Here is a 25,918-nt window from a genome sequence, read left to right on the forward strand (position 1 = left end):
CAGCCCGTCAAGATAGGGCTGCGGCCGCGCGGCCATGGCACGCGCCGATAGCGAGGCCGAGGCAAAGGCGGTTTCATCATCGAAAATATCCATACGCGCGAACCTAGCGCAGGCTGAAGATGAATTAAAGCCTTGTTCACACTCTGTTCTGCCTGCGCCCGCCCTTGTACCCGTGGTGAGGGCAGGAGCCTCCCCTTGCGGCGGCATGCGCCGCCTGCCGGGCAATGGGCGGGGATATTTGTTGCGCAAAGAAGCGGGGCGGGTGCATTAACCTTGATATCGGGTGAATGGGTCTGGACAGGGGCCGCAGGGCGCGGTTGGGTGCCGGAGATGGATTTGCACAGCCGATATCCCGGTCTTTCCGATCTGAAGGCGCGCGCGCGGGCGCGCATCCCGCATTTTGTCTGGGAGTATCTCGATAGCGGCACCGGGCGCGAAGCCACATTGCGCCGCAACCGTGTCAAGCTGGATGAGGTTCTGTTTCACCCCGCGATTCTGGAGGGGGAAGGGGCGGCAGATCTGAGCTGTTCTTTGATGGGGCGCAGCTACCCGGTGCCGTTCGGGATTGCGCCGGTTGGCATGTCGGGCCTGATCTGGCCCCGGGCCGAGCGCCTGCTGGCGGCCCATGCCGGTGCTTTGGGCATCCCTTACGGATTATCGACCGTTGCCACCGAGTTGCCGGAGGTCATTGGCCCGATTGCGCAGGGTCAGGGCTGGTTCCAGCTCTATCCACCGCACGACGCGGATATTCGCACTGATATGTTGGCCCGGGCGCGTGAGGCCGGGTTCGAGACATTGGTGCTGACCGTCGATGTGCCGGTCGCCTCGCGCCGTGAACGTCAGACCCGGGGCGGGTTGGTGCAACCGCCCCGCCTGACGCCGCGCCTGATGGCGCAGGTGGCCCTTTGCCCGGCATGGGCGGCCGGCACGCTGCGCGCAGGGCGGCCGCGGATGCGCTTTCTGGACAAATATTCCCAGACCACCGGCCGTCTGCCCTCGACCGCGCATATCGGCTATCTGCTGCGCACGGCACCCGATTGGGCCTATCTGGAGGAATTGCGCCGCCAATGGGCCGGCAAGCTGGTGGTCAAGGGGGTGATGGATGCGCGCTACGTGCCCCGGCTTGAGGCGGCGGGGGTCGATGCGATCTGGGTGTCGAACCATGCCGGGCGGCAGTTTGACGCGGCCTTGTCCGCGATCGAGGCGCTGCCTGCGATTCGGGAAACAACATCGCTGCCGGTGATTTTCGACAGCGGTGTCGAAGGCGGGCTCGATATTTTGCGGGCCTTGGCCCTGGGGGCGGATTTCGTGATGATGGCACGGGCCTGGCATTATGCGCTTGGCGCGCTTGGGGCGGCGGGGCCTGGGCATCTGCATGACATGCTGGTGGCCGACATGGCGTCATGCATGGGCCAGATCGGTGCGCGCAATCTGGCGGATCTGCCCGGGCGGCTGATTATCGGCAGGACAGATTGACCCGATTTGGTGATATCTTATTACCAATGCCACCGCGAACATGCTAACCGAAGCGCGAAAGCTGCTATCTCGACCCCGTCGAGGAATGCGCGCGAAATGTCGGTTCTTGCATTTGGACCCTGAGCCAGATCGCTAATATGCGCGCTATGCGCCGCCTGATCAGGCCGGAAAGACTGAAATTGTTACCGCTAACGCTGCATATGCAATGTGATCGGTGCCAGCCTATTGGCAGCGCAGCAATTTTGACCTAGCGTCCGGGCCACCGGAACCAGAGGGGGCAATTCATGGCCGAGTTTCAGAAAATCCTGATCGCCAATCGCGGCGAGATCGCCATTCGGGTGATGCGTGCGGCCAATGAAATGGGCAAGCGCACCGTCGCCATCTATGCCGAGCAGGACAAGCTGTCCCTGCACCGGTTCAAGGCCGATGAGGCCTATAAGATCGGCGAAGGTCTGGGGCCGGTGGCGGCCTATCTGAGCATCGAAGACATTATTCGCGTGGCAAGGGAATGTGGCGCGGATGCGATCCATCCGGGCTATGGGCTGCTGTCGGAAAACCCCGAATTCGTCGATGCCTGTGCGGCCAGCGGCATCACCTTCATCGGCCCCAAGGCAAAAACCATGCGCCAGCTTGGCGACAAGGCCAGCGCCCGGCGCATAGCGATCGAGGCGGGCGTGCCCGTGATCCCCGCGACCGAGCTGTTGGGCGATGATATGGAGGTCATCCGCAGCCAGGCCGAGGCCGTGGGCTATCCCTTGATGCTGAAAGCCTCCTGGGGCGGCGGCGGGCGCGGCATGCGGCCGATCCACGGCCCCGACGAGTTGGAGGAAAAGCTGCGAGAGGGCCGCCGTGAGGCGGAAGCCGCCTTTGGCAATGGCGAGGGCTATCTGGAAAAGATGATCACCCGCGCGCGCCATGTCGAGGTGCAGATCCTGGGCGACAGCCATGGCCAGATCTACCACCTTTATGAACGCGACTGTTCGGTCCAGCGGCGCAATCAGAAAGTGGTGGAACGCGCGCCGGCACCCTATCTCAGCTCAGCGCAACGCGAAGAGATCTGCCGCCTTGGCAAAAAGCTCTGCGAGCATGTGAATTACGAATGCGCCGGCACGGTCGAGTTCCTGATGGATATGGACAGCGGCGCGTTCTTCTTCATCGAAGTGAACCCCCGGGTGCAGGTCGAACATACGGTCACCGAGGAAGTGACCGGCATCGACATCGTGCGCGCGCAGATCCTGATTGCCGAGGGCAAGAGCCTGGTCGAGGCCACCGGTGTGGCCAGCCAATATGATGTGAAGCTGGATGGCCACGCGGTGCAATGCCGGATCACCACCGAAGACCCGGCCAATAATTTCATCCCCGATTATGGCCGCATCACCGCCTATCGGGTGGCCACCGGCATGGGCATTCGGCTCGATGGCGGCACCGCCTATTCCGGCGCGGTGATCACCCGCTATTACGACAGCCTGCTGGAAAAGGTCACCGCCTGGGCCCCGACCCCCGAAGCCGCGATTGCGCGCATCGACCGGGCCTTGCGCGAGTTTCGCATCCGCGGCGTCAGCACCAATATCGCCTTTGTCGAAAACCTGCTGAAGCACCCGACCTTCGTCAATTATCAATACAGCACGACCTTCATCGACGAAACACCCGAGCTGTTCGAGTTCCGCGCCAAACGCGACCGCGCGACGCGGATCCTGACCTATATTGCCGACATCACCCTGAACGGTCACCCTGAAACCGAAGGCCGCGCCGCGCCCAAGCCCGATCTGAAACCGGCCCGCCCGCCGAAGGTGGCATTGGGCGACACGCCGATTTATGGCACCCGCAATCTGTTGCAGGACAAAGGCCCGCAGGCGGTGGCCGATTGGATGGCGGCGCAAAAGCAGTTGTTGATCACCGACACGACCATGCGCGACGGGCATCAAAGCCTGTTGGCCACCCGCATGCGATCCATCGACATGATCAAGGCCGCGCCGGCCTATGCCGCCAATCTGCCCGGTCTCTTTAGTGTCGAATGCTGGGGCGGGGCCACCTTTGACGTGGCCTATCGGTTCTTGCAGGAATGCCCCTGGCAACGGCTGCGCGACATCCGGGCAGCCCTGCCCAATGTGATGACGCAGATGCTGCTGCGGGCCTCGAACGGGGTGGGGTATACGAATTACCCCGATAATGTGGTCGAATCCTTTGTGAAACAGGCCGCCGAAACCGGGGTCGATGTGTTTCGGGTGTTTGACAGCCTGAATTGGGTTGAAAACATGCGCGTCGCGATGGATGCGGTGCAGGCGTCAGACAAGATCTGCGAAGGCACGATCTGCTATACCGGTGATATCCTGAACCCCGAGCGCGCCAAATATGATCTGAAATACTATGTTGCGATGGGGCAGGATCTGAAAGCCGCGGGGGCGCATGTTCTGGGGCTCAAGGACATGGCCGGGCTGCTGAAACCCGCCGCTGCCCGGATCTTGATCAAGGCTTTGAAGGAGGAGGTCGGCCTGCCGATCCATTTCCACACCCATGATACGGCGGGCATCGCCTGCGCCACGATCCTTGCCGCCTCCGAGGTCGGCGTCGATGCTGTCGATTGTGCGATGGACAGCTTCAGCGGCAATACCAGCCAGGCGACGCTCGGTTCCGTGGTTGAGGCGCTGAAACATACCGACCGCGATACCGGGCTGGATATCCGGGCGATCCGCGAGATCAGCGATTACTTCGAGGCCGTGCGCGGACAATATGCGGCTTTTGAGAGCGGCCTTCAGGCCCCGGCCTCCGAGGTCTATCTGCACGAAATGCCGGGCGGTCAGTTCACCAACCTGAAGGCGCAGGCGCGGTCCCTGGGGCTTGAGGAACGCTGGCACGAGGTGGCGCAGATGTATGCGGATGTGAACCAGATGTTCGGCGATATCGTCAAGGTCACGCCATCGTCAAAGGTGGTGGGTGACATGGCGCTGATGATGGTGGCGCAGGGCCTCAGCCGCGCCGATGTGGAAGACCCGGGCACCGATGTGGCCTTTCCCGACAGCGTCATCGACATGATGCGCGGCAATCTGGGCCAGCCGCCGGGCGGTTTTCCCGAGGCGATCCTGAAAAAGGCGCTGAAAGGCGAGGCCCCGATGACCGAACGCCCCGGCAAGCATCTGCCCCCCGTCGATCTTGAGGCGACGCGGGCCGAAGTGGCGGCCATTGTCGGCACGGAGGTCGATGACGAGGATCTGAACGGATATCTGATGTATCCCAAGGTCTATACCGATTACATGGCACGCCACGCCGAATATGGGCCGGTGCGCACATTGCCGACGCGCACCTTCTTTTACGGGATGCAACCCGGCGAAGAGATCGAGGCCGAGATCGACCCCGGCAAGACGCTGGTGATCCAGTTGCAGGCTGTCGGTGAAACCAATGAGGATGGCGAGGCCAAGGTGTTTTTTGAGCTGAACGGCCAGCCCCGCGTCATCCGGGTGCCCAACCGCAAGATCAAAAGCGCCACCGCCAAACGACCCAAGGCCGAGCTTGGCAATGCCAGACATATCGGCGCGCCGATGCCCGGTGTGGTGGCCACGGTTGGCGTGAAACCCGGCCAGAGCATCAAGACGGGTGATCTGCTGCTGACGATCGAGGCAATGAAGATGGAGACCGGCATCCATGCCGACCGCGACGCGGTGGTGGCAGCGGTCCATGTCAGCCCCGGTGGCCAGATTGACGCCAAGGATCTGCTGATCGAGTTGGAATAGACCACCCGTGCCCTGCCTGCCGCCGCGCTGCTGGCGCGCGACACGCGGTAGAGGCCCGCGTGAAGGCACAGTTGCCAGACCATCGCAAAAGCTCCACATTGCCTGCGCAGGACATCTGCATATCTAGAAAAAGGTGCCCCCCATGGTCACACCTCTTTACACCGGGCTTCTGGCCCTGCTCTTTCTTTTTCTCAGCTACCGTGTGGTTCTGGCCCGGCGTAGTCAGAAAATATCGGTCGGGGATGGCGGCGACAAGCTGGTGCTGAAGGCGATGCGCACGCAGGCCAATTGCGCCGAATACGCGCCCATCGGTGCGCTGTTGCTGCTGATGTCAGAGATGCAGGGGGTGCCGATCTGGCTGCTGCATGTCTTTGGTCTGATGTTGCTGGCGGGTCGGTTGCTGCATGCCTATGGCTTTGGTTCGACGCCGCAAGTGATACCGGCGCGCATATGGGGCATGTATCTGACGCTGGCGATGATCAGCGTGACCGCTCTTGCCAATATCGGCCTGGCGCTGTTCTGACATCCGCGCGGGTCAAGGCGCAGGCGTCAGGCCAGGCCGCCAGCCTCAAACGGCACCAGCGCGCGGGCAAAGGCGGAATGGATCGGGGTCGCAACGCCATGCGCCGCCCCAAGCCGCGCAACATCGCCCGACAACCAGGCGTTCTCAATGGGTTTGCCGCGCAAAAGATCATCCAGCATCGAGGCATGCGTGTGATCGGGCAGCCGATTGTCCAGGATATCCCACGCGACGGACGCCAGCCCCCGGGGCAGATCCGGCATTACCGCGCGACCGACGGCCTCGGTTTCTGCCATGGCATCGTGAAACAGCGTCACCGTATCGGGGCAGGATCTGAGCGGCCCGATATCAAGCCGTGTCAACGCCGTGATCGAGGCGAAGCTGGCCTGCATGATGAACTTCGCCCAAAGATCATGATGGATGTTGGCGGGCTGCCTAGGGCTGCACCCTGCCCCGTCCAGCGCCGCCGCGAAGGCGTCGCACCGGGACGATTGGCCGCCGTCAAATTCGCCAAAGCTCAAGGCGTCGAACGGCGCCGAATGGCGGATGACACCGGGCGCAGAGATATCGCCCGGCAGCCGCGCCACGCCCGGCACGACATGGCGCTGCCCGATGATGGCCGCAAGGCGTGCGGGCGCGCTGACACCGTTCTGGCAGGTAACTACCATGGTCTGAGGCTGCAGCGCCGGTTTGATCGACCGGGCCGCGTCTTCGACATCGTAATTCTTGACCATGAACAGGATGATATCGGCCGGGGTTGCGTCGGCAATATCGCCAACGGCGCGAATATCGGGCAGGTGCAGATCACCCATCGGGCTGTGCAGGGTCAGGCCGTTTTTCTGTAGCGCCGCCAGATGCGGCCCGCGCGCGACCAGCGTGACCACGTGCCCGGCTGCAGCCAGCCGCGCGCCGAAATAGCCGCCGATGGCACCGGCCCCCATGACCACAATTTTCATTGCTCAATCCCCTATACATCCTGAGGGTCGCACCCTTCCGCATGCGGGCGCACAAATCCAGAAAAACCCGTGCGCGGGTAAATTTCCCCTTGCGGCCCCCTGCGCCGCTCACTAAATACCGCGCCATGGATGCGGGCGTAGCTCAGGGGTAGAGCATAACCTTGCCAAGGTTAGGGTCGTGAGTTCGAATCTCATCGCCCGCTCCAAGTTAAAAAGGCCCGGCCATTTGGCCGGGCTTTTTCTTGCGCCGATCTGATCGTGATGTGGCTGAGCAAATACCGGAACAAGCCGCAACAGCGCCGGGCCATCGGAGCGCAGGATTATTGCAGGGCCCGCATTTCGCTCAGGCGGTCACCAGCCTGTGCATGGCCAAGTTCTGCGGCGCGCTCAAACCATAAGATCGCCAACCCATCATCGGCCAGCACGCCGTCACCATCGCGAACGACAATGCCCATGTTATAGGCCGATACGGGGTCGCCCAGATTGGCGGCCTCGGCCCAAAGCTGCGCCGCCCGGGCCCGATCCTGAACAAACCCGCGCCCGTGGAAATACCCAAGCGCGACAAGGCGCATCCCGATTGCATTGCCCTGATCTGCCGCCAGTTGCGCCAGACGCATTGCCTCATCATCATCCAGCTCGACGCCTTCGCCATTCCAATAGGAATAGGCAAGGTTGGACTGGGCCTCCGGCAGGCCTGCATCTGCGGCCAGCAGATAAAATTCGTGGGCGCGCTGGTAATCCTGATCCACGCCATTGCCATTGAAATAGCGATTGCCCAGATTGTTCTGCGCCCCGGGATCGCCCGCGGCGGCCACGGCCATCAACTGCTCAATTTCGCTTGAGAGGCTGATTTCCGTGCCATCGACAGTGACAGAAAACCCATCAAGCCCACTGATCTCCACAGTGGATTCTGCGGTCACCGCAAAGGCTTGACCGTCGATCATGATACTGTCGCGACCAATGATCACCAGATGATCATTCAGGCGCGCCTCGATCCCCGAGGCACCTTGACGCGAACCAATCGAGCCGTTGCCGATTATCGTCACCTCAAGATTGCCATAGGTTGAGATGACAGCGGATTGCGCCCAGGCAGGGGCGGAAAGCGCAAGGATGAGGCTGGTTGCAACAGCAAATCTGAGACGCGGAAAACGGGGCATGGGCATGGAAAACCTCCCTGGTTCAATATCGGGCGGCAAATGGAAATGGCGGCACGGCCCTGAAGTTTTGATGGAATCACGAATATCGGGACAGGATAGGACGGGTCCGCCAGATCGCCAAATCCCCCATAGGGTGGCGGGGCATTGCAATCACAGTGTTCCATGATGCGACAATGCTCTCTTTTCCCGGCACCCCGCCCGCCCTATAAGGCCAGCAAGCAACAAGCGGAGCCGCCATGCGCAGCGCAACGATCACCAGAAAAACGGCTGAAACCGATATCAGCGTCGAGGTAAACCTTGACGGAAGCGGGCAGTATGACAACCAGACCGGGGTGGGGTTTTTCGACCACATGCTGGACCAGCTTTCGCGCCATTCCCTGATCGACATGACGATACGCTGTGCCGGCGACCTGCATATCGACGATCACCACACGGTCGAGGATGTCGGCATCGCGCTTGGTCAGGCGCTGAGCGCAGCCCTTGGCGACAAACGCGGTATCCGGCGCTATGGCGAATGTCACCTGCCGATGGATGATGCGCAGGTGCGTGCTGCGCTGGATTTATCCGGCCGGCCCTATCTGGTCTGGAATGTCGCCCTGCCCACCGCCAGGATCGGCAGTTTTGACACCGAGCTGGTGCGCGAATTCTTTCAGGCCTTCAGCACGCATGGCGGTATCACCTTGCATATCGACCAGGTGCACGGGCTCAACAGCCATCACATCGCCGAGGCCGCGTTCAAGGCCGTGGCGCGGGCCTTGCGCATGGCGGTGGAGGCGGACCCGCGAAAACGCGATGCCATCCCTTCGACCAAGGGAAGCCTGTAGGCCATGACCACGGTTCTGGTCGATTATGACAGCGGCAATCTGCATTCGGCGGAAAAAGCGTTTCAACGCATGGCGGCCGAGGGCGGCCATGGGCCTGTTGTGGTCAGTGCCGACCCCGACATGGTGGCCCGCGCCGAACGGATCGTGCTGCCGGGCGACGGTGCATTTCCGGCCTGCAGGCGGGGGTTGCAGGCGATACCGGGACTGGAAGAGGCCATCATCGAGGCCGTTCAAACCCGCAGTGTTCCGTTTCTGGGGATCTGTGTCGGCATGCAAATGCTGACCTCTTGGGGCCGCGAATATGAGAATGTGGAGGGCTTTGGCTGGGTTCCGGGCGAGGTGGTGAAGATCGCGCCTGCGGATATGTCGCTGAAGGTGCCGCATATGGGCTGGAATGATCTGGTGATTGACCGGGCCCATGCGGTGCTGGAGGGCATTTCAACCGGCGACCACGCCTATTTCGTGCATTCCTATGCCATGCGGGTTGATGATCCGGCCCATGTGCTGGCGCATGTCGATTATGGCGGGCCGGTTACGGCGATCGTGGCACGGGAAAATGTGATCGGCATGCAATTTCATCCGGAGAAAAGCCAGCGCGCCGGTCTGCGGATGATCCGTAATTTTCTGGGATGGCGGCCATAGAAAGGGTTTCGGCGCGGCTTCGCCGCGCCGACCGATGCGAGGGGCCAGCCCCTCGCGCTCCCAGGGATATTTGGCGCGCAAAGAAGGCAGGTTTGTGCTTCTATTGCCGGGTCCAGGTGCCACCGTTTCGGCAGATACCCAGAACGCAGCCCGATACAGTGATCGTGTCGCCTGTCAGCATCAGACGGGAATTATAGGTTCGGTCGCGATCAGGCGAATAGACCCGGCCGCGATATTCGCCGGCACCACGCGGTCGCGTGTCCCAGATGATAAGACGCCCGATATTGGGTGATTGCATCACTTCGCCGCTGGAATCGTAGGCCGTGGTCAACGTGCCGCAAAGGGCATCCTCGCACGGGGCCACGACGACCAGCCCGCTATTGCCATTGTCATCGGGTGCTGTGCGCCAGGTTCCTTCCAGCGGATCGGCAACGGCCATGCCCGCTGACATGATGACCGCCAGCGCGGACAAAATCAGTTGTTTCATTTTTCATACTCCCTGCGTAATGCGGCAATGCTGCACGCAGGACTGCCTATCTGGCAAGATTGACGTAGGGTTGCCTTGGCAAGGCGGGCCGGTTTCGGCAAAAGGGCGCATACAAGCATTCCGCGAAAGGCCCGGCCCATGATCCTCTACCCCGCGATCGACCTGAAAGACGGCCAGGCCGTGCGCCTGCTGCGTGGCGATATGGCGAAATCCACCGTCTTTTCCGACAGCCCCGCCACGCAGGCGCGCGCATTTCAGGATGCGGGCTGCGCCTGGCTGCATCTGGTTGATCTGAACGGCGCCTTTGCAGGCGCGCCGGTGAATGGGGCCGCGGTCGAGGCGATTTTGGCTGCCACAACGGTGCCCGCGCAACTGGGCGGTGGCATCCGCGACATGGCGACGATTGCCCATTGGCTGGAGCGCGGCATTGCGCGTGTCATTCTGGGCACGGTCGCGGTGGAAAATCCCGATCTGGTGCGCCAGGCTGCCCGTGAATTCCCCGGCAAGGTGGCTGTCGGCCTGGATGCCCGCGAGGGCCGCGTTGCCACCCGCGGATGGGCCAAGGAGACCGATATCATGGTCACCGATCTGGCGCGCAGCTTTGAGGATGCCGGCGTGGCCGCGATCATCTACACCGACATCAACCGTGACGGGGCCATGCAGGGGCCGAATGTGGAGGCCACTGCCGATCTGGCGCGCGCCGTCGATATTGCGGTGATTGCGTCGGGCGGGGTTTCCTCGCTGGCCGATCTGGAGGCGCTGCGTGACACCGGCGTGATATCGGGCGCGATTTCGGGCCGGGCGCTTTATGACGGGGCACTGGATCTGGGCGCAGCACTGAAGGCGCTGGCCTGAGCCCAGGTCTTTCTTCGTTTCATTGCAATTCGGGGCGCGCCTTCGTAAGAGGTGACACACCTACTGGATCGCTGCCTGCCAATGTTGAAAACCCGGATCATCCCTTGCCTTGATGTGGCCGACGGGCGCGTTGTCAAAGGCGTGAATTTCGTCGATCTGGTGGATGCCGGCGACCCTGTGGCGTCGGCCCGTGCCTATGATGCGGCGGGCGCGGATGAGCTTTGTTTTCTCGACATCAAGGCCACGCATGAAAACCGCGGCACGATGTATGATCTGGCCACGCGCACCGCCGAACAGTGTTTCATGCCGCTGACCATTGGCGGCGGCGTGCGCAATGTTGATGATGTGCGCAATCTGCTGCTGGCGGGGGCCGACAAGGTCAGCTTCAATTCGGCCGCCGTGGCCGACCCTGACGTGATTGCGCGCGCCGCCGACAAGTTCGGCAGCCAGTGCATCGTGGTGGCCATCGACGCCAAGACCGTCGCCCCCGGCAAGTGGCAGATCTTCACCCATGGCGGGCGCAGACCCACCGGCATTGATGCGGTCGAATTTGCCCGCACCATGGTGGAAAAAGGTGCCGGAGAGATCCTGCTGACCTCGATGGACCGTGACGGCACCCGGGCCGGGTTCAACCTGCCGCTGACGCGCGCGATATCGGATGCGGTGCCGGTGCCGGTGATTGCCTCGGGCGGGGTCGGCACGTTGGATCATCTGGTCGAGGGCGTGACCCTGGGCCGGGCCAGCGCCGTGCTGGCGGCCTCGATCTTCCATTTCGGGGATTTCACCATTGCCGAGGCCAAGGCCCATATGGCGGCTGCAGGAATTCCGATGAGGATGACATGACCACGCTTGACCGGCTTGCCGCCACCATCGAGGCCCGCAAAGGGGCTGATCCCGAAAGCTCCTGGACGGCACGGCTGCTGTCACAAGGCCCGGAAAAATGCGCCGAGAAATTCGGCGAGGAGGCGGTCGAGGCCATCATTGAAGCGGTCAAGGGCGACCGGGCCCGATTGACCGCAGAGGCGGCCGATGTGCTGTATCATCTGGCCGTGATGCTGGCCGCGCGCGACGTGCCGCTATCGGATGTTCTCGATGAGCTGGACCGGCGCGCGGGCCGGTCGGGCCTTGACGAAAAAGCCGGTCGTTCCTGAGGGTTTCGGGGCGCTACGCGCGCGCCTATAGTTTCGAGCTGATGATCCCGGTATTGAAACCGCCCATCCTGAGCTCACCGAACAGGCGCTGATATTCGATCTTCGGGCAGCGGTTCTGGATTACCTGCACGCCCGCAGCCTCTGCCTTGGCGGCGGCCTGCGGATGCGTGACACCGACCTGCATCCAGATGGTTTTCAACCCGGGCAGATGCTCCAGCGCCTCATCGACAATGGCGGGCACTTCTTCAGACCGACGAAAGATATCGACCACGTCCACAGGTTCGGTGATGTCGGACAGGCGGGCCACGCATACGCCGCCAAACATCTCGCGCCCGACATGGCCGGGATTGACCGGCAGAATGCGAAACCCCCTGAGCGACAGGTAGCGCGCCACATAATGCGACGGGCGCACCGGATTGGGCGACAGGCCGACACAGGCGAAGCTGCGGCTTTCGGTCAGAATTTTCCTCAGTAGCCTGTCCGATGGTATCTGTGTCATGTCCCCTGCCCTGCCTCAAAAAAAGCGCCTGCCGCATGTCTAGCACGGGCAGGCGCAAGTACGGAACGAGGGACAGTGATGGGCGAAACCAGTGTTCCGAACTGGCCGCCATACGTGATAAATAGGCAACTTATTCCAGATTTCAAAGGGCACACACAGTTTTGTGATTGTCGACGGGGTCAGGCCAGAATGTCGGGCCAGTATTGGTTGGCCAGCACGATATTGCCGGGAATGTCGCGCGCCCATTGCGTCCGCACAGAGAGCGAGAAATTCAGGTAGAGCCGGTTTTCAAAAATGGTCCAGGCCTCAGGCACGGAGGACGCGATAGAGCCGCGCGACATCGCAAAGGCACAATAGCCGCCATATTGCGGCGCATAGGCTTCGGGATCGGCGACAAAGGCATCGCGGTTCGCGGCGGATGTGAAATGCCAGGTTGTCCCGTTCCACATGGTGGCGTTTTGCGCAGTGCCGATGCGATGGGTGCTTTCGGTGAAATAGGCCACCGGATCGGCACCGCGCAGGGCGATATCATTTTCGGAAAACACCGGCGCGGTTTGTGAGAACGCCGGCAAAGCGGCCAGCGCGGCGGGGGTTGCGACCAGAAGGCCGAGGGCGGAACGACGCGACAGCATGAGACATATCCTTCGGGAATGTGGGGCTGTTGACAGCTTGCCATGCCGGGGCCGGAATGAAAGCCCCCCCTGACGCAGCTGTGATCAGACGTCAGGCCCGCCGCGCGCGGTCAGTCTCAGCACGGTCTTGCTGGCGCGATAGCAACAGGTGACAATCTTGGTGGTCGCCGCAGCCCTTTATGCGCGGGTCACGGCATAGAGCGACACGGCGGCGGCATTGGAGACATTGAGCGAGCCGAAATCGCCCGCATAGGGAATGCGCACCAGGTGATGGCACAGTTCACGACTGCGCTGGCGCAAGCCGGGACCTTCAGCCCCCAGAACCAGCGCCACCGGAAGGTTCTTGAGACCAGCGGCAAGGCTGTCGATCTCAACCTCACCCTCGCCATCAAGACCCAAGATCGTATAGCCCATGTCGCGCAAGGTAAGCATTGCGTCGCCCAGATTCCTGACCCGCAGATAGGGCTGGCGTTCCAGCGCGCCCGAGGCTGTTTTTGCCAAAGCACCGGTTTCAGGGGCCGAATGGCGGTGCGGCGCGATAACGGCGCGCGCCCCGAACACTTCCGCCGACCGCAGGATCGCCCCCACATTATGCGGGTCGGTGACCCGGTCCAGCAGCAATAGCCTGGGCGAGGCCTGCCCCGGTTCGCACAGATCCGCCAGCGCGCCCCAATCCAGTGGCTTGACTTCAAGCGCGGCCCCCTGATGCACCGATCCCGGGTCCAGCGGCACCGGAAATTTGCGCGGATCGGCCATTTCGGCCTCGATCCCCGAATTGGCTATGGCATCTGTCAGCTTGTCGGCGGCATTCCTGGTCACCACCAGCCGTAATTTGACCCGGTCCGGGTTCAACAACGCATCGCGCACCGCGTGCAGGCCGAAAAGCCAGACGGTTTCCGCCGCCGACGCCTTTTTGGCGCGTTCCTTGTCGATCACCCAAGTGGGTTTCTTCTGCGCCATGTCCCTGCCCTTTCCCTGTGCCCGGCAGGCCTAGCCTGCCCCGCGCCGCCAGGTAAAGGGGAAAAGGAAACGACGCATGGTCGCGCCGACCCCAAATCCGGCCGATACATTCCGTTTGTCCCGGTCGGTTTTCGTATTGACCCTACCGGGGCAGGCCGCTATCCCGTCGCTCGTTGGGCGACAGGCCGCAAGGTGTGGCAGGGGACTGTAACTCCCTCGCGGAGACGCACGCCTGGTTCGATTCCAGGGTCGCCCACCATTCTCCATAACGATACCGGCGCTGGCTCAGCCTGCAGCGCCATCGCCAGAAGGTCACGCGCGCCCCGGCGCAGCAGATCCGTTGGCGGATCAGATGAAAATTCCGATGGCTTGCTGAGCTCGATAACTCTATTCACGATCATGTGGCATAATCGGTTCCTATGCGCATCTTCTGGCGCATGAGCAAGGCTCCGATACATCCGCGCGTCCTCGGCCACGTTGAAGAAGGGCTTGAAACATGACCCGCAGCATGGATGCCTTCACCGCCACGCTTGGCTATGACGATCTGCCCGAGGCGCTGCTGAGGCTGCTCAGGCGCAGCTTTCTCGACACGATGGGCGTGGCGGCCATTGGATCGACCACCGAGCTATCGGATATCGCCCGGCGCGGTGCGCTGGCCCTGTTCGGTCCGGGCGGCGCGGGCGCGGCCAGAATGCTGCTGGATGGGCGCGCAGTCAGCCCGGCAGGGGCGGCCATGGCCGGCGGCTTCATGATCGACAGTATCGACGCGCATGATGGCACCACCCCCAACAAGGGCCATGCCGGGTCGGCCGTTTTTCCCGCGCTCCTGGCGGTGGCCGATGCGTTGCGGGCGGGCGGGCAGCCGATTACCGGGGCCGATTTTGCGCTGTGGCTGGCGCTGGCATATGAGGTCAGCTATCGCGCCGGGCAGGTCCAGCACGCGACATGCCCCGATTACCACAGTTCGGGTTCCTGGACGGCTGTTGGCGTGGCCGCCACCGTGGCGCGCATGCTTGGGGCCACGCCCGACCAGATCCGCCATGCCGCGGGCATTGCCGAATATCACGGGCCACGCAGCCAGATGATGCGTTGCATCGATTTTCCCACCATGGTGCGCGACGGTGTCGGGTGGGGCGCACCCACCGGGGTGACAGCCGCCTATCTGGCGCGCGAAGGCTTTACCGGTGCCCCTGCCCTGACCTGCGAAAGCGAGGCCGCCGCACCCTATTGGGCAAGCCTGGGGTCCGACTGGCTGACGCTGGAGCACACGCATTACAAGCTCTACCCCTGTTGCCGGTGGGCGCATCCGTCAATGGATGCGGTGCAGGCCCTGATGCGCGAACATGCGCTGTCGCCCGGCGAAGTGGCGGGCGTCGAAATCCGCACCTTTCACTACGCCACAAGGCTGGCGGGGCATCAGCCCAAAACGCTGGATGAACTGGCCTATTCCATCGCCTTCCCGGTCGCCACCATGATCCTACGAGGCAGATTCGGCCCGGCCGAGTTGACGCCCGATACACTGAACGACCCTGAGATCCTGCGCATCAGCCGCGCCACCACGCTTATTGACGACGCCGAGATGACCGCGCGCAGCGTGAAACAGAGATGGGCCCAGGTGACGCTGGTGCTGCAAAATGGCAAACGCCTGACCGCCCCCCCCGCAACGCCGCGCGGCGATGGGGATCAACCGCTCAGCGATGCCGAGCTTGACAGCAAATTCCACATATTCGCAGACCCCGTCTGGGGGCGATCGCAGGCAACTGAAATTGCCACGCTTTGTAGAGGTTTCGATACGTTGGATGGCGACAGCTTCGCACAGCTGCTCGATCTCCTTCTCACGCCACCGCCACCGCACTGACCGACCTGCCCCTTGTCTCTTCGCACCTGCCAATCCGACATCTTTCGCATGGTCAGGCCGAACCGGGCTGGTTAGACTGCGCCGCAAAACCTCGAAATCGGGTGGCAGGCAGTATGGCAAACCCCAATAAATTCAATGTCGTCGTGGTGGGGCAAAACGGACGGCTCCAATATGAAGCGGCGCTGTTCGTGGCCTCGTTTCGCGCCGCCAATCCCGATTTCAAAGGCAGGCTGATCGTCGCCGAACCGCAACCGGGCCCAACCTGGTCCGGCAACCCGAAAATGGGCGACGCTGAGCTGCGCGCGCTGCTGGATCGGCTGAAAGCCGAAATCCTGCCCTTCGACTGCGCCCATTTTGGCGAAAGCTACCCCTATGGCAACAAGATCGAGATGCTGCGGGCCCTGCCCAAAGGCGAAGCTTTCGTGTTCTTCGACACCGACACGCTGGTGATGGGTGATCTGACCCAGGTGCCGTTTGATTTCGACCGCCCTTCGGCCTCGCTCAAGGTCGAAGGCACCTGGCCGCAACTGGAGCTTTACGGGCCGGGCTTCAGCCAGATCTGGAAATCTCTTTATGATCGGTTCGGGCTCGATTTCGAAAGCTCGCTGGACCTCAGCCAGCCGGATGAACACTGGCGCCGCTACCTCTATTTCAACGCCGGGTTTTTCTACTACAAATGCCCGCATGCCTTTGGCGATCGCTTCCTGCAATACGCCCTGGAAATCCGCGACAACCCACCAAAGGAACTGGTCTGCCAGGTCATGGATCCCTGGCTGGATCAGGTCGCATTGCCCCTGGTGATCCATTCCCTGGGCGGCGGGCGCAATGCGCTGGAACCCGGCTGGCTGGATGGCAAGACCACCTGCCATTACAGGGTTCTGCCGCTGCTTTATGCCCGCGCAGATCAGCGCGTCATTGACGTGTTGGAAGAGGTCAGCGCGCCCAACTGGATCAAGAAAGTGCTGAAAGCCTATGAACCGATGCGCCGGATGATCTATCAGGGAAAAGGGCAAAAAGCGCGCGCGCTCTTCGATCAGGCCAACCTGCCGCGCAAGGAACAGGCGATCCGCAATCGGCTCAAGCGCGAAAGGCTCTGGCTCAGATAACGCCTTTTCTTCTTTGCCATAAATACTCACTCCCGCAGCCCGCCACCGGGCACCGGTCCTGATCAGACATATTGCATTTCAACGGGCACCGACAAACCGGCCCCGCTGCGCCAGCAGCGGGACAATCTGGTCAAAAAAACCGAAAACCCTGTCAGCCCGCTGTCGCCGATTCGCCTTTCTTGCGCTCGGCATAGATCAGCAGCGGCTGCGCATCCGAGGTCACGGCCTCTTCGTTCACAACCACTTCTTCGACACCCTCGGTGCCCGGCAATTCAAACATGGTATCGAGCAGGATATCTTCCATGATCGAGCGCAGGCCGCGCGCGCCGGTCTTGCGGGCAATGGCGCGCTTGGCGATGGCTTTCAGCGCATCATCGGTAAACTTCAGCTTGCTGTCTTCCATCTCGAAAAGCCGCTGATACTGTTTGACCAGCGCATTCTTGGGCTGCGTCAGGATGGTGACCAGCGCATCCTCATCCAGATCGGTCAGCGTGGCGATCACCGGCAGGCGGCCAACAAATTCCGGGATCAGGCCGAATTTCAGCAGATCCTCAGGCTCGAGCTTCTGGAACATCTCGCCGATGCCCTGGGTGCTTTCATCTTTCACATCGGCCCCGAACCCAATGGCCGAGCCCTTGCCCCGCGCCGCAATGATTTTTTCGAGCCCGGCAAAGGCCCCGCCGCAGACAAAGAGGATATTGGTGGTATCAACCTGCAAGAATTCCTGCTGCGGATGCTTGCGCCCGCCCTGCGGCGGCACCGAGGCCACGGTGCCCTCCATGATCTTCAACAGCGCCTGCTGCACGCCTTCGCCCGAAACATCGCGGGTGATCGAGGGATTATCGGATTTGCGGGTGATCTTGTCGACCTCGTCGATATAGACGATGCCGCGCTGCGCCCGGTCGACATTGTATTCGCTGGCCTGCAACAGCTTCAGGATGATGTTTTCCACATCCTCGCCCACGTAACCCGCTTCGGTCAGCGTGGTGGCGTCGGCCATGGTAAAGGGCACATCCAGAATGCGCGCCAGCGTTTGCGCCAGCAGCGTCTTGCCGCAACCGGTGGGCCCGATGAGCAGGATGTTGGATTTCGCCAGTTCGATCTCGGATTTTCCGGAATGGTTCAGGCGTTTGTAATGGTTGTGAACCGCGACCGAGAGCACACGCTTGGCATGGCTCTGCCCGATCACGTAATCGTCCAGGACTTCGCAGATCTCTTTCGGAGCGGGCACCCCATCGGCAGCCTTCAGACCGGCCGATTTGGTTTCCTCGCGGATGATGTCCATGCACAGTTCAACACATTCATCACAGATAAAGACAGTGGGGCCCGCGATCAGCTTGCGCACCTCATGCTGGCTCTTGCCGCAAAAGCTGCAATAGAGCGTGTTTTTCGATTCGCCACCGGATGAATTTGCCATGATATCTTACCTCAAACCGGGTTTTGCGCTGCGGCTGTGCGGGCGCGCTTGCGGCCCTTTGCTACTGTCCGGCCAAGCCTAAAGCAGCCCAAACCGCTCCACAATGTCAAAATGCACCAGAACCGGAACCACAATGTAAACGCCTGCGCGACCATCAGCGGCCCCGCAGGCACAAGTTATTTATCGTCCGTTGTCGGGCGGCTCTCGACAATCTCGTCGATCAGACCCCAGTCTTTGGCCTGTTCGGAATCCATGAAATTGTCCCGCTCCAGAGCCTGCTCGACCTTGTCCAGCTTCTGCCCGGTATGCTTGACATAGATCTGATTCAGCCGGTCCTTCAGCTTTTGCGTTTCGGCGGCGTGGATCATGATATCCGTGGCCTGGCCCTGATAGCCGCCCGATGGCTGATGCACCATGATGCGGCTGTTGGGCAGCGAAAACCGCATGCCCGGCTCACCCGCCGTCAGCAGCAGTGACCCCATCGACGCCGCCTGCCCCACAACCAGCGTGGAGACCTTGGGTTTGATATATTGCATGGTGTCATAGATCGACAATCCGGAGGTCACGACACCGCCGGGGCTGTTGATATACATGCTGATTTCCTTTGACGGGTTATCCGCCTCAAGATGCAGCAGCTGCGCCACGATCAGGCTGGACATGCCGTCATGGACCGGGCCCGTCAGGAAAATGATCCGCTCCTTCAAAAGGCGTGAAAAGATGTCATAGGCGCGTTCGCCCCGGCTGGTCTGTTCGACCACCATTGGGACCAGCGTGTTCATATAAAATTCATGGGGGTCTTGCATCGGGCCTGCCTCGGGTTTGATATGCATTGCGGGGAATCTTATGGTTGCGCGCGGGGGGCCGCAAGGGGCGCTCTGCCGGAAACGGTCGCTTGCCACCGACAAAACCGCATCGGCTCAGTCAATGCCCAACCCGAATACCGCGCCCCACCTGGGCAAAAACCGCACCGAACTGCACGGATCATCGGCCAATTCAATCGAAGGATCCGCGTCCGGTTCGATCAAACGCACCCCGTCTTGCAGCGGCAGCAACCGGCAGGCTGTCTGGAAAAGATCGCCCTGCAACGGTTCGATCGTCCAGACCCGACGTTCGCCATTGCTGTCCCATGAAATCACATGATCGCCATCGGGCGCAAAATCGGCCCCCACAAACGGGGCCAGCGCATCGAGCGAATGGGTAAACCCATACAGCAAAATGCCGGTCTGCGTGTCCCAGATCCGGACCCGCCCGTCATCAGCCCCGGTCGCCAGCAGCCGTTCATCGGGTGACAACGCCATCGAAGTGACAACCCCATCATGGGGCAGACGGTTATTATAGAAGGGCGGCGCTTCTTCTATCGCATGACGCAGCGCCAGAACTCTTCTTTGATTGGGCAGCACGATGATTTCCAGCCCGATGGCCTCCAGTCGCCCCGCCGAGACATTCAGCCCGGCCTCGCTCGTGTTGATCACGGCCTCGATCATTTGCTCGGAGACCGAGCTGTCCAACTGGTTGGTCGTCACATCGTAAAACCGCATGACCCCGGACGTGCCTTGGGTCATCACGACATCACCCTGCGGCGAAAACCGGGCCAGACGCACCGGGCTGCGATGGCCCGGAAGGCTGAACAGGTCCTTGCCGGTCGCCACATCATGAACCTGCGCCCGATTCCGGCTGGTTCCGATCACCATGCGCAGGCCATCCGGGGCCAGCCCCAGGCTGCGGATCTCCTCGTTTTCCTGAAACAATGCGCGCGGCATCAGAAGTTCGTCGAATGTGGTCAGATCCCAGGCCCCGGCCTGATTGCCCGACGCCGCGGCAACGGTGCTGCCATCGGCCGAGACCGAGATCGTGGAAATGCGGCCCGGCATGTCCAGCACACGGATCTGACCTGCGTCGCGCCCATTGAAGGCCGGTGCCAGATCAATCACCCGCAGCTGACGGCCCACAGCGACCACGATCCGGGCACTGTGGGGCACAAATGAAAGCGCCGAGATTTCGCCACCCAGATCAATCGGCGGGCGCAAAGCCCGGCCCGATATCAGCGAATGAAACCGCAACCGGTTGCCCGCAGTGGCCACGACCAGCGTATCGCGACCCGGGCTGAGGGCGGCGGCCAGCACCCGTTCGCGGCCCTGATATGGCAGGCCCGATACGGCACCGGTTTCCGGGTTCCAGACCGCAGCGCGGGTGTCGCGCAGCAAAATGAACTGGCCCTGATCTTGCACAATGCGCGGGGCAAGGTCGGGCGCAGGCGTCGCCAATTGATCGTCCAGCGTCAGCCCGGTCTCGGAATCGATGACGATCACGGCATCATCGACACCGGTCGTGACGATGTAATCTGACCCGGGCAGGAAATCGGCGAATAGCGGCGGGGGTCCGGCCAGCGTGACGGACGCGCGCAACCGTTGGTCGCGCACCGCCCGGCCCAATTGACCGAACACCTCCAGCCAGGCATCTTCGGCCCGGCAGAGCGACATCGCGGCACTTGGCAGGATCATCTGGATGGCCGCCACCGGCTCGCGCGTTTCGGCCCGGCTGGCACTGTCGCGCAGAAATTCGCATTGCCGGTTCGAAACCCAGAAAAACCCCGTGATCACGCTGGCGGCAACCGCCACTGACAGGCCGATATTGGTGATCCAGCGGGTGATTTTTCGCTGCCTGAGCCCGGCCTTGAGAAAGGTCCAATGGGCCTCGGTCGGCTCCGGGGCACCGCGCGGCTGACGCCGGATCCAGGCCTGCATGTCGCGCAATTCGCGCCCGCGCGGTTCGGCCCCGGCACCGCGCAGCCACCGGCTGGCCAGTTCGCCATATCTGGTATGGTCGCGCACCCATTCGATATCGCGGTCCAGCGCCCGGTCCACCCGTTCCAGCGCGTCGGGCCAATCGCCGCCACGCCCGTAAAACCGGACATAGTTGATCTCGCGGATCTCCTCGGGAAGGCTTGGGCCCACATCCTCGAACGCGGCGGGCAGGATGCGCTTGTTCAGATCCAGCGCCAGATGCATCTCCATCTTGCAGGCCGGCGACGTGATCCAGTTCGGGCCCAGAACCAGCAACACCACATCCGAGCCCTGGATCATGTCCCGGATGCGCGTCGTGATATGTTCGGCCTCAAATATCCCTTCGCGGTCGATAAAGACCGGATGACCGCGATCACGCAGCCCCTCGCACAGGAAATCGGCGCGTTCCGTATCCTTGTGCGAATAGGAAATGAAGATTCGGGATCTCTCGGTCATCAGGGCGCCATCAAGACCTGCACAGATCAAAAAATCCAGCCCCTGGGTGGTTTGGAAACCGAATGTTCATCAATTTCCTGACCGGCCCATCTGGGGAATCCGTGGAAACCACCGGAAAAGAACGTATAAAATTCAGTATCTTGCTGAATATTCCGGGAAAATGCAGGTTCTTTTTCATATTAGTGTATTTACAACACTTTTAAGATCTGGCATAACAGTCTCATCAACCGGACGCGACAAACGGCGCCCTCCCCCCAACGCCGCCACTTGCGGACAGACGAAAAGAAGGACAGCCCCATGACCCTGCACCCGCTGCCCCCTCGGATCGTCGCCCTGCAGTCAATTGTCGCAACCCTTATTTCGACCAACGCCTTATGACCCGACTTTTCCAAACCCACCTGCCCCTTGAACCCCTCTGAACACGGACCCTTAATTCAAAGCATTTTCCTCCTTCCGAGATGACGATCCGTTCTTCTCCCTGTCCCCCTCTCCCGGATCGTCCGGCCGGCCCTTTCTGTCCCGAAGGGCCGGCCAACCCTATTGACGGGTCCGGCAAATTATGTGTGAAATCGACACATACAAATTGCCCGGGGACAGGGCCTGAGACGAAAGGACCGGCAAGCGCAATTGCCGGTGAACTGATCACCCATGAGCTATACCTATGACTATCCGCATCCGGCGGTCACGGCAGATATCTGCATTTTCTCGATCCGCGACGGCAAATTGAATGTTCTGCTGATCCAGCGTCTGATCGAACCTTTTCAGGGCAGTTGGGCGATCCCCGGCGGCTTTATCAAGATGGATGAGGATCTGGAAACCGGTGCCGCGCGTGAGCTGGCGGAAGAAACCGGCGTATCGGGCATGCCGCTGGAACAGCTTGGGGCCTATGGCAAGCCAGACCGCGACCCGCGCGAACGGGTGATCACGGTGGCTTTCATGGCATTGGTGCCGTCCGATACGATCATCCTTGCCGCCTCCACCGATGCGTCGGACGCGCGATGGTTTGATATGAACGAGCTGCCGGAACTGGCCTTTGATCATGACATGATCCTGGCCGATGCACGGGCGCGTCTGGCCGACAAGGTCACCAACCGCGTTACTGAGACCGCGCTGGCCGCATTCCAGTTTCTGCCGCAGAAATTTACGCTGGCGCAGGCGCAGGCGGTGTTTGAGACGCTGAGGGGCGAGCCTCTGGACAAGCGTAATTTCCGCAAATGGATTGCCGCCAATTGGGAACTGGAAGATCTGAAGGAAAAAACATCCGGCGGGCGGCATCGGCCCGCAGCGCTCTATTCCCTCAAGACCTGACCCTGCAACAGCAATTTCCGATCACAGAGCATTCCGGCGCATCCATGCCCTGCCCCGTCGCCAAACCTGGTGCCGACAATGGCCCGCGACCTCAAGCCGTGCCAAGGCGCGGGGCCAGTGCCGCCAGATCATAGCCCGCAGCCCGCGTCGCCTGCATGATCTGATCGGCCGGCATCTGCCCCGCCTGGCTGAGCGACCACAATATCGCGCAACGGGTGCCAGTGCGGCAATAGGCAAAGACAGGCTTGGGCAGCGCCGCGAGTGCCGCCCGGAAATCGGCGCTGTCCTGATCCGTCACATTGCCCGAAATCACGGGCTGGAACCAGGTTGCAAGCCCCGCAGCCTGGGCGGCGGCTTCGATCTCGGAGAAATCGGGCTGATCCGAACCCTCGCCATCAGGCCGGTTGCACAGGATCGACCGGAACCCGGCCGCGGCAATCGCCGGCACATCCTCGGCTCGGATTTGCGCCGACACCGAAAGGCTGTCGTCGATCGTCTTGATGTCCATCATCTTTACCTTTTCATTGGCCTGCATTCGCAGACACCCTTCTGCCTCAGGCTTGCGTCGGCGTTGCCGGATTGCGGAAATTCATCAGCGCACGGGCCGCGAAAATGCCTGCGACCATCGCGCCGACAAACAGGACCACCTCAATCTGGCCGGTCCCAAGCACCGGCAGCACCCCGCCGGGGCAAAACCCCGAAATGCCCCACCCGATACCGAATAAGACCGATCCGCCAAGCAGCTTGCCATCTATGCGCGCCGAACCCGGCAGCAGGAACCGTTGTTCGAACATCGGCCCGCTCGGGCGCGCCAGGATCATCCGGTAGCCGATGAATGTTACCGCCAGCCCGCTGGCCATGACGAAGGCAAGGCTCGGATCCCAGGTGCCGGCAACGTCGAAGAAGTTCAGAACCTTGGCCGGGTTTGCCATGCCCGAGATCGAAATCCCGAGGCCGAATACGGTGCCGATCACATAGGCAATCAGAATACGCATGGGGCCTATCCTCCGATCACGTGACGCATGACATAGACGGTCACGGCGGTGGCGGCCATGAAGGTCAGTGTCGCGGCAATCGACCGGGGCGACAGCCGGGCCAAGCCGCAAATCCCGTGCCCCGAGGTGCAGCCCGATCCGAATGTGACGCCGATCCCGACGATGAAGCCGCCGATCAGCAACACCGGGGTCGAGATCGGAATTTCAACCGCCGGTAAGCTGCCGGTCATCGCCAGATAGACCAACGGGCCGGTCATCATCCCCGCCAGCATCGCGGCGCGCCACAGGAAATCATCGCGTGACGCAGGCGTGAAAAACCCGGCCAGAATGCCGGTCGCCCCCATGATCCGGCCAAGTGTCAGCATCAACAGCACCGAGGATGTGCCGATCAGCAATCCGCCTATGGTGCTGGCGATGGGGGTAAAGGTGGTTTCCATTTCGTCACTCTCCTGTCGCTGCGCCCTGACCCGCCAGATCGGGTATGCTGCGCGAAAAACGCGGGGCCGGGGCCGGTTCAACCACGCCTTCGCGCCGAATAAAAGCCTTTCGTGCGATTGCGTGCGGGTGCTGATGCGCCTCCCAGAAGGGCAGGACCGGCGCAAAACACGCATCTGACCCTTCCAGAAGCTTGCACCATTGGGCCTGTGTTCTGGTCGCAAAGAGCGTGCTCAGCTCGGTTTTCAGCACCGGCCAGGCGGCGCGGTCCATGTGGCGTTCAAGCCAGATCCGGGGAAGCCCCGCCTTTTCGACAAGCACCGCCATGAACGGGGCCTCGATCGCGCCGACCGAGACAAATTTGCCATCGGCGCAGGCGTAGCAGCCATAAAAATGCGCCGCCCCGTCCAGAAAATTCGCGCCCCGGTCGCGCTGCCACCAACCCGACGCCTGCAGGGAATGAAACATCGCCATCATCAGTGACGCCCCATCGACCATCGCGGCATCGACGACCTGACCCTTGCCGGATCGCTGCGCCTCATAAACTGCCGCCAGAATGCCAAAGGCCAAAAACATCGCGCCGCCGCCGTAATCACCGACCAGGTTCAGCGGCACCGGCGGCGGGGCACCGGCATCGCCCATCGGATGCAGCGCACCGGCCAGGGCGATATAATTCAGGTCATGGCCCGCCGCATGGGCCAGCGGCCCCTCCTGCCCCCACCCGGTCATGCGGCCATAGACAAGGCGCGGGTTGCGGGCCAGGCATTCGTCAGGCCCAAGGCGCAGCCGTTCCATCACACCGGGGCGGTTGCCCTCGATCAGCGCATCGGCGCCGGCGATATGGCCAAGCGCCGCGGCGTGGCCCGCATCGGTCTTCACATCGAGTTCGACGAATTCCTTGCCCCGGCGGCAGATATCATGGCTGAGGCTGATCGACACCCCGCCGGGCCGGTCGATGGCCAGAACATCGGCCCCCATATCGGCCAGCAGCATACCGGCGAACGGCCCCGGCCCAAGCCCCACCATTTCGACCACGCGCAGCCCCGCCAACGGGCCGGATCTGGGCTGATCAGTCATATCCCGCTCCTTGCATTTCGGGTGGCAGGATGGCGGCAAGGCCGGGAAGGTCAAGCGTTTAGGGCCAGGACCCGTTAACCCTGCGCCACTGGTTTGGCAGATTTTTTCGCTGACCAAGCGTGAGGCGCGCAGGTAAATCCAGGTGATTTTCAAAGCCCTGGAACGCAGTCAGCGGGAAAATCCGCCAAATCCAAGGGACGCTGATTTGCCTTCATCTCAGCGTCTTGGCGCGCTTGAAAATGGAGCCACCATTACCGGCGCGCGTCAAACCACTGATATTTCGGCAAGTAAGGAGGATCAGAAATTGATCCGGGGGATCAATTTCCCGACGAACGCTCCAGCGATGCAGGGTTAACGGGTCCTGGCCCTAGCGACTGGCCTCGATCACGGCGCGGCGGTCGGCACTGGGGGCGACGCCGAATTGCTTGAGGTAGATTTTCGAGAACCCGGCCGGAGACATGCCGAAATCTTCCGCGATGGCCTTCATCGGGCGGCGCCCGTCGCGCACCTCGATGCGGGCCGCCTCCATCCGCATTTCGCGATAGATCGGAGCCGGGCTGTCACCAAGTTCCTTTTCATAGAGCCGCTCGAGCTGT

At 61.9% G+C, this 25,918-nt stretch carries 26 protein-coding genes, 2 tRNA genes and 1 pseudogene; 14 read left to right on the top strand and 15 right to left on the bottom strand.

The window, feature by feature from the left end:
* The first annotated feature begins 330 nt into the window (after positions 1-330).
* From ACW8PS_RS14715 to ACW8PS_RS14725, 3 genes are all read left to right on the top strand, one after another.
* A complete protein-coding gene (locus ACW8PS_RS14715; protein WP_491528253.1) occupies positions 331-1,476 on the top strand; it encodes an alpha-hydroxy acid oxidase in 1,146 nt (381 codons plus the stop codon).
* 284 nt (positions 1,477-1,760) lie between these two features.
* Positions 1,761-5,204, top strand: coding sequence for a pyruvate carboxylase (locus tag ACW8PS_RS14720; protein WP_491528254.1), 3,444 nt, complete (start codon positions 1,761-1,763; stop codon positions 5,202-5,204).
* Between the two features lie 142 nt (positions 5,205-5,346).
* Positions 5,347-5,727 (top strand): MAPEG family protein, encoded by a 381-nt coding sequence (locus ACW8PS_RS14725; protein WP_491528255.1) that lies wholly within the window; start codon positions 5,347-5,349, stop codon positions 5,725-5,727.
* A gap of 26 nt (positions 5,728-5,753) precedes the next feature.
* Here the strand turns inward: ACW8PS_RS14725 and ACW8PS_RS14730 are convergent, their stop codons facing one another.
* A complete protein-coding gene (locus tag ACW8PS_RS14730) occupies positions 5,754-6,680 on the bottom strand; it encodes a ketopantoate reductase family protein (RefSeq protein WP_491528256.1) in 927 nt (308 codons plus the stop codon).
* Positions 6,681-6,811: 131 nt separating this feature from the next.
* On the opposite strand from ACW8PS_RS14730, the gene ACW8PS_RS14735 reads away from it, so the two are divergent.
* Positions 6,812-6,886 (top strand) — tRNA-Gly (locus ACW8PS_RS14735).
* A 114-nt stretch (positions 6,887-7,000) separates the two neighbouring features.
* Here the strand turns inward: ACW8PS_RS14735 and ACW8PS_RS14740 are convergent.
* Positions 7,001-7,843, bottom strand: a complete 843-nt coding sequence (locus ACW8PS_RS14740) for a tetratricopeptide repeat protein (protein ID WP_491528257.1) — start codon at positions 7,841-7,843, stop codon at positions 7,001-7,003.
* A gap of 230 nt (positions 7,844-8,073) precedes the next feature.
* Here ACW8PS_RS14740 and hisB point away from each other — a divergent pair, with 230 nt between their 5' ends.
* The gene (hisB, locus tag ACW8PS_RS14745; RefSeq protein ID WP_491528258.1) at positions 8,074-8,661 is read left to right on the top strand and encodes an imidazoleglycerol-phosphate dehydratase HisB; all 588 of its coding nucleotides are present in this window, start codon (positions 8,074-8,076) and stop codon (positions 8,659-8,661) included.
* A 3-nt stretch (positions 8,662-8,664) separates the two neighbouring features.
* Positions 8,665-9,303, top strand: a complete 639-nt coding sequence (hisH, locus tag ACW8PS_RS14750) for an imidazole glycerol phosphate synthase subunit HisH (protein ID WP_491528260.1) — start codon at positions 8,665-8,667, stop codon at positions 9,301-9,303.
* A gap of 100 nt (positions 9,304-9,403) precedes the next feature.
* Here hisH and ACW8PS_RS14755 read toward each other — a convergent pair whose 3' ends face one another.
* Entirely contained in the window at positions 9,404-9,790 is a 387-nt protein-coding gene (locus ACW8PS_RS14755) for a DUF2147 domain-containing protein (RefSeq protein WP_491528261.1), read from the bottom strand.
* 138 nt (positions 9,791-9,928) lie between these two features.
* Between ACW8PS_RS14755 and hisA the strand changes: the two genes are divergently transcribed.
* The 3 genes from hisA to ACW8PS_RS14770 all read left to right on the top strand — a co-directional run bounded on the left by hisA (position 9,929) and on the right by ACW8PS_RS14770 (position 11,796).
* Positions 9,929-10,645: a 1-(5-phosphoribosyl)-5-[(5-phosphoribosylamino)methylideneamino]imidazole-4-carboxamide isomerase gene (hisA, locus tag ACW8PS_RS14760; protein ID WP_491528262.1), complete on the top strand. Its 717-nt coding sequence runs from the start codon at positions 9,929-9,931 to the stop codon at positions 10,643-10,645.
* 81 nt (positions 10,646-10,726) lie between these two features.
* Complete coding sequence (hisF, locus tag ACW8PS_RS14765; protein WP_491528278.1) at positions 10,727-11,488, top strand: imidazole glycerol phosphate synthase subunit HisF; 762 nt, start codon at positions 10,727-10,729, stop codon at positions 11,486-11,488.
* A complete protein-coding gene (locus ACW8PS_RS14770; RefSeq protein ID WP_491528263.1) occupies positions 11,485-11,796 on the top strand; it encodes a phosphoribosyl-ATP diphosphatase in 312 nt (103 codons plus the stop codon). The genes hisF and ACW8PS_RS14770 overlap by 4 nt, the downstream gene beginning before the upstream one ends.
* Positions 11,797-11,821: 25 nt before the next feature.
* On the opposite strand, the gene ACW8PS_RS14775 is transcribed toward ACW8PS_RS14770, so the two are convergent.
* The 3 genes from ACW8PS_RS14775 to rlmB all read right to left on the bottom strand — a co-directional run bounded on the left by ACW8PS_RS14775 (position 11,822) and on the right by rlmB (position 13,887).
* Positions 11,822-12,295, bottom strand: a complete 474-nt coding sequence (locus tag ACW8PS_RS14775) for a CoA-binding protein (RefSeq protein ID WP_491528264.1) — start codon at positions 12,293-12,295, stop codon at positions 11,822-11,824.
* Between the two features lie 179 nt (positions 12,296-12,474).
* Positions 12,475-12,927, bottom strand: a complete 453-nt coding sequence (locus tag ACW8PS_RS14780; RefSeq protein ID WP_491528265.1) for a YHS domain-containing (seleno)protein — start codon at positions 12,925-12,927, stop codon at positions 12,475-12,477.
* A gap of 177 nt (positions 12,928-13,104) precedes the next feature.
* Positions 13,105-13,887 carry a 23S rRNA (guanosine(2251)-2'-O)-methyltransferase RlmB gene (gene rlmB / locus ACW8PS_RS14785; RefSeq protein ID WP_491528266.1) on the bottom strand — a complete coding sequence of 261 codons (783 nt, stop codon included), beginning with the start codon at positions 13,885-13,887 and terminating at the stop codon, positions 13,105-13,107.
* Between the two features lie 175 nt (positions 13,888-14,062).
* Here rlmB and ACW8PS_RS14790 point away from each other — a divergent pair.
* The 3 genes from ACW8PS_RS14790 to ACW8PS_RS14800 all read left to right on the top strand — a co-directional run bounded on the left by ACW8PS_RS14790 (position 14,063) and on the right by ACW8PS_RS14800 (position 16,851).
* Positions 14,063-14,146: transfer RNA gene (locus ACW8PS_RS14790), tRNA-Tyr, on the top strand.
* Positions 14,147-14,383: 237 nt separating this feature from the next.
* Positions 14,384-15,745 (top strand): MmgE/PrpD family protein, encoded by a 1,362-nt coding sequence (locus tag ACW8PS_RS14795; RefSeq protein ID WP_491528267.1) that lies wholly within the window; start codon positions 14,384-14,386, stop codon positions 15,743-15,745.
* Between the two features lie 113 nt (positions 15,746-15,858).
* Entirely contained in the window at positions 15,859-16,851 is a 993-nt protein-coding gene (locus ACW8PS_RS14800) for a GT-B fold glycosyltransferase domain-containing protein (protein ID WP_491528268.1), read from the top strand.
* 151 nt (positions 16,852-17,002) lie between these two features.
* On the opposite strand, the gene clpX is transcribed toward ACW8PS_RS14800, so the two are convergent.
* The 4 genes and pseudogenes from clpX to ACW8PS_RS14820 all read right to left on the bottom strand — a co-directional run.
* Positions 17,003-18,268 (bottom strand): ATP-dependent Clp protease ATP-binding subunit ClpX, encoded by a 1,266-nt coding sequence (clpX, locus tag ACW8PS_RS14805; protein ID WP_491528269.1) that lies wholly within the window; start codon positions 18,266-18,268, stop codon positions 17,003-17,005.
* Between the two features lie 176 nt (positions 18,269-18,444).
* Positions 18,445-19,071: an ATP-dependent Clp protease proteolytic subunit gene (locus tag ACW8PS_RS14810; RefSeq protein ID WP_491528279.1), complete on the bottom strand. Its 627-nt coding sequence runs from the start codon at positions 19,069-19,071 to the stop codon at positions 18,445-18,447.
* A 114-nt stretch (positions 19,072-19,185) separates the two neighbouring features.
* Positions 19,186-20,769 carry a WD40 repeat domain-containing protein gene (locus tag ACW8PS_RS14815; protein WP_491528280.1) on the bottom strand — a complete coding sequence of 528 codons (1,584 nt, stop codon included), beginning with the start codon at positions 20,767-20,769 and terminating at the stop codon, positions 19,186-19,188.
* Positions 20,770-21,144: 375 nt separating this feature from the next.
* Positions 21,145-21,507, bottom strand: a pseudogene (locus ACW8PS_RS14820) (toll/interleukin-1 receptor domain-containing protein); the annotation flags it as partial.
* A gap of 648 nt (positions 21,508-22,155) precedes the next feature.
* On the opposite strand from ACW8PS_RS14820, the gene ACW8PS_RS14825 reads away from it, so the two are divergent.
* Positions 22,156-22,815, top strand: coding sequence for an NUDIX hydrolase (locus tag ACW8PS_RS14825; protein ID WP_491528270.1), 660 nt, complete (start codon positions 22,156-22,158; stop codon positions 22,813-22,815).
* Positions 22,816-22,906: 91 nt separating this feature from the next.
* Here the strand turns inward: ACW8PS_RS14825 and ACW8PS_RS14830 are convergent, their stop codons facing one another.
* The 4 genes from ACW8PS_RS14830 to ACW8PS_RS14845 are packed head-to-tail and all read right to left on the bottom strand — an operon-like array spanning position 22,907 to position 25,322.
* Positions 22,907-23,350 carry a protein tyrosine phosphatase family protein gene (locus tag ACW8PS_RS14830; RefSeq protein WP_491528271.1) on the bottom strand — a complete coding sequence of 148 codons (444 nt, stop codon included), beginning with the start codon at positions 23,348-23,350 and terminating at the stop codon, positions 22,907-22,909.
* 19 nt (positions 23,351-23,369) lie between these two features.
* Entirely contained in the window at positions 23,370-23,810 is a 441-nt protein-coding gene (locus ACW8PS_RS14835; protein ID WP_491528272.1) for a DUF6691 family protein, read from the bottom strand.
* Between the two features lie 5 nt (positions 23,811-23,815).
* Positions 23,816-24,247, bottom strand: a complete 432-nt coding sequence (locus tag ACW8PS_RS14840; protein WP_491528273.1) for a YeeE/YedE family protein — start codon at positions 24,245-24,247, stop codon at positions 23,816-23,818.
* Between the two features lie 4 nt (positions 24,248-24,251).
* Entirely contained in the window at positions 24,252-25,322 is a 1,071-nt protein-coding gene (locus ACW8PS_RS14845; protein ID WP_491528274.1) for a CaiB/BaiF CoA transferase family protein, read from the bottom strand.
* Positions 25,323-25,464: 142 nt separating this feature from the next.
* Between ACW8PS_RS14845 and ACW8PS_RS14850 the strand changes: the two genes are divergently transcribed.
* Positions 25,465-25,677, top strand: a complete 213-nt coding sequence (locus tag ACW8PS_RS14850) for a hypothetical protein (protein ID WP_491528275.1) — start codon at positions 25,465-25,467, stop codon at positions 25,675-25,677.
* 12 nt (positions 25,678-25,689) lie between these two features.
* Here the strand turns inward: ACW8PS_RS14850 and ACW8PS_RS14855 are convergent.
* Positions 25,690-25,918: helix-turn-helix domain-containing protein (locus ACW8PS_RS14855; RefSeq protein WP_491528276.1), on the bottom strand; the 229-nt coding region annotated here is incomplete at its 5' end.

Source organism: Alterinioella sp. (assembly GCF_058343375.1).